The 3,627-nt window shown below is 34.4% G+C and carries 5 protein-coding genes; 1 reads left to right on the forward strand and 4 read right to left on the reverse strand.

The genetic code is table 11. The features are described from left to right. Positions 1-233: 233 nt before the first annotated feature. The 4 genes from AC3DU7_RS28455 to AC3DU7_RS28470 form a co-directional block, all read right to left on the reverse strand. Complete coding sequence (locus AC3DU7_RS28455) at positions 234-1,067, reverse strand: TRAFAC clade GTPase domain-containing protein (protein WP_488042618.1); 834 nt, start codon at positions 1,065-1,067, stop codon at positions 234-236. Between the two features lie 4 nt (positions 1,068-1,071). Next, on the reverse strand, positions 1,072-1,824 hold the full coding sequence (locus AC3DU7_RS28460; protein WP_488042619.1) for a hypothetical protein: 753 nt from the start codon (positions 1,822-1,824) through the stop codon (positions 1,072-1,074). Between the two features lie 170 nt (positions 1,825-1,994). Next, positions 1,995-2,309 (reverse strand): 4Fe-4S cluster-binding domain-containing protein, encoded by a 315-nt coding sequence (locus AC3DU7_RS28465; RefSeq protein WP_488042620.1) that lies wholly within the window; start codon positions 2,307-2,309, stop codon positions 1,995-1,997. Positions 2,310-2,381: 72 nt separating this feature from the next. Continuing rightward, a complete protein-coding gene (locus AC3DU7_RS28470) occupies positions 2,382-2,810 on the reverse strand; it encodes an Imm30 family immunity protein (protein ID WP_488042621.1) in 429 nt (142 codons plus the stop codon). A gap of 161 nt (positions 2,811-2,971) precedes the next feature. Between AC3DU7_RS28470 and AC3DU7_RS28475 the strand changes: the two genes are divergently transcribed. After that, positions 2,972-3,127, forward strand: a complete 156-nt coding sequence (locus AC3DU7_RS28475; RefSeq protein WP_488042622.1) for a hypothetical protein — start codon at positions 2,972-2,974, stop codon at positions 3,125-3,127. The last annotated feature ends 500 nt before the right edge of the window (positions 3,128-3,627 follow it).

Raw genomic sequence — 3,627 nt, forward strand, 5'->3', positions numbered from 1 at the left:
TCTGATGAGGATTTCTAATACCACTTGAAAATTGGTGAATTGAAAATGATGACATAAAGTTACAACTCCTAATTATTTTTCACCTAACAACAAAGTTTTGCTAAAAAAAGTGCTAGATTTTCGGTCGAAAACGCTCAAAAAGTTAACATTTTGTCTCATACTTGCTTGGGCAGAAAAATTACTTCCCTACTTCTTAAAAATACTTTTTCAGCAAACCCTAAGTAAGTTTGAAACTACATACTTTCATCCCAATACCTCCTTCCCTTAACTAACCAATAAATAGGTGAAAATAAGCCATAAGGTCGCCATTCACTTCCTTCTCGCAAATAAGCATATTCCCGCATATCATTATCAGAAGAAATTAAACGATTTGGTCGTGGGTTTTTATCCCCTAAAACTCCAAAAGATGAACAAGCAAAAAAGTTAATTCTTTTAGGATGGTGAATCTTTTTTTGTAATTCTTTATAAGTCTCTGGCAACCGTAGTTTAAACAAATCATTCCCAGGATCTAAACGACCCGTCCAAGCTTCTCCTCTTTCAGATTTTGACATCATAACTGCTATCCTTTTTGTAGGAATATCTTTATCTTTTTTATGATAGTTTTCACTCACATTAAGTTCTGCCAATAAATTTTTCAGAGCTGGTTGATAGATTCTTGTATCTAATTCCTTAATCCAATCAGTCATAACTATCCATCCTGTAACTTCAGGTTGGCATAATTCATTCACAAGACCATCAACTTCTGGTTCCCAGTATCTTCTATCAAATACAAAGTCGTCAAATAATTCACCAGAACTATCTTTAACTGACAATCTAATTGTCTCAGTCAATTTCGGTATCCTAATATCAAACTCATACTCTTTTCTTTCCTCTTCTTTTCTATTTGGAGGTAGAGCTTGACCCCTACGAATAATACCTTCTGCCATTCCTACTAACTCTTCTGCATCATCTCCTATGGGAGTAACTTCTAAACCGGGGTATTCATCTCGGTGAGGACAGAGAGCTAAAGCCGCAAGATAGGTTGTCTTACCACATCCTCTAGTACCAATAATACTAATCTGAGTCATACTTTTAACGATGATAGAGAATAAAAGGACTTAAATAAAGCCAAGGTGCTTCTAGTAAAGTACGATGGCTAATGCTAGTAATGAAAAACTGAAAAGGTCTTGCCTCTCGGTTATTTCTCTTTATTACTTCTTTAGCAACAGCAAAATATCCATTGCGTACTTGTCTTTGGCGATCGACAGGATGTCCCTGAGTTTTTTGTGCTTCAACCTCAAGATTTCCACAGAATAAATCAGCTTTATGCAGGCAAATAGTAATGTTATCTACTCGACTACAATTTTTATTCAAAAACTTTAACCAATTCTCTAAGTTATCACACCAATTTTGAGTGTTCATTAAATCGTCTCGCTCTAAAGTCATATCTGGGGATGCCTGGTTGAGCAAATTATTGCTGACTATTTGTTGATAAGGAGGCAATAACAAAATGATTCCTATATGTTGACCAATATCTTGCTTAAAGTCATTCCAAGCAATATCATGGTCTTTCTGCCATTCAGGCTTAAACATTTCCCCTGGAGTATCCACCCAAACTGATTCTATAATTTTAGGTTTATGTAACTCAACTTGTAGTTTTACTTGTGTTTTTGTAATTTCTGTAGTTCTAATCATCTCACCAGTATCAACATTTTGAAGTTTATCTCTTAGTGTCTGATAAGATGGATCTTTGATCCGAACCCGCGATCCCTTATATTCCTTTGCTAAGGCCAATGCCATGTGAGTTTTTCCCACGGCGCGATCGCCTATCACTATCACACTCATTTAAACCTCCTTTTATAAATTTAGGCCAAAGTTTTAACAAGGCTTGTTTTACTAAATTGGCGATCGTCTATCACAATAACTTTACTCATAAAAAACACCTATAAAATTAACTAAAACAATGGATAATTTAATAAATTTTTGTCCACTGGAAACCCAGTATAAGTAATACTCTACTCACTCCAGCAAACTACGGTTTTACCCATACTTTGTATCCGCATTGCCAACTCCTCCAGTGCTAAAGCTTGAGCAAAAGGTTCTCCTCCAGAAAAAGACATTCCTGCCAAATCTAAATGTTGTGCAAACACCTCCCAGACTCTATCAACAGTTACAACTTGATTAAGTTTAAACTGCAAATAATCAGAATTTTGACAATTAGAACAACGAAACGGACAACCCTGTACCCACAAGACCATCTGTGTCCCCGGGCCATTAGCACGAGAACGGGGTAGCCATGATCCCAAATTCAACAATTTTGGATTGGCCATTATTAATACTCCTGACCAAAAAATACAGCAGATTTCACTTTATATCATTTTCGGTAGAACAGTTACAGCAATTTAGGTTAACATGACCTCTGAGGATGAATTGAGATGATTTTTAACGCTTTCTAATAAAAGTTGATATAAAAAATGAGGTGTCTTTTGATTAGCTAATTCCAGACTATTTTGATAAAGTTTACAAGCAGATTCATCATTAATGATTCGATAGTGAATAATTTTTGCCCATTCTGGTGCAGCGTTCATTAATTGAGGAATAACTTCAATAAAAGCTTGTATTTGTTTTTGCAGGTCAAAATATTCTAAAAAATGAACTAAAGTAAACATAATTTCAGGATGTTCACAATTATCATCTAAGATAAGATGTAAGTCTTTTAAATTATCATCATTAGGATTTTTAGCAATTTTTTCTAAAGTTTCCTCAAATATATTGATTTCTTGAGGTGTTTTCATTAAACGATTTTCTTGTAAGATTTTTATTAAATTCATAAGCTGATAACTCCTTTATCAAAAAGTAAGCATTCAGCAGTCAGCTATCAGCTATCAGCTATTAATTCATTGTCTTTATAACAGGAATTAGTATTGAGAGATTTAAAGAGAATTAAAATATTGGAAAAAAACTAACCTTGACCTTAGCAATGTATATTCTTATGAAACAGCTAAAAGCTGACTGTGAGCTAGCTGAATGTTTACATCAAAAAAGGTTAATCAAAATGACATTTTCTCTATTTTCTCAAGTCCAATTAACTCAAGATATTCCTGAGTTTAATCTCAAAAAAGGTAGTATGGGGTTCATTAATGGATAATGGATAATTGATAATTGATAATTACCTCTGGTTAAAACCGAGAGGATTGAATATAAGGAAGTATTATTTCTTCTCTTGGTCGATTGGATATGGCGAGGAGACCTCGCCATCCCATCCTAACGGACTGCTCCGCAAACGACCGCTTTTTATCCCCTTAAAAGGGGAGGCTTTAAACCATAATTATTTAATTATTAATTATTAATTATTTGGTAATTGTTGAATATTATCCCATATCTGACAACGTCCCTACTTTGTGGTCTAATCATACCATTTTAATAAAAAAGTTATAGCATAAGTCTGAAGTCTGAATTCTTAAGCCCCCCTTTCAAAGGGCAGGGCTAATTCTTTGTCGTCAGAGAATATTTACAACCCTATATTTTTGCTTAAGTAATTCTAGTTAAGATGTACGAAATTTCAAAATTTCAAAGGATACAATTTTTCTAAGCGTGACAATGAATTGACTTTACTCCCCTACTCCCCCACTCCCCTACTCCCCCACT

The organism is Okeania sp. (assembly GCF_983059655.1).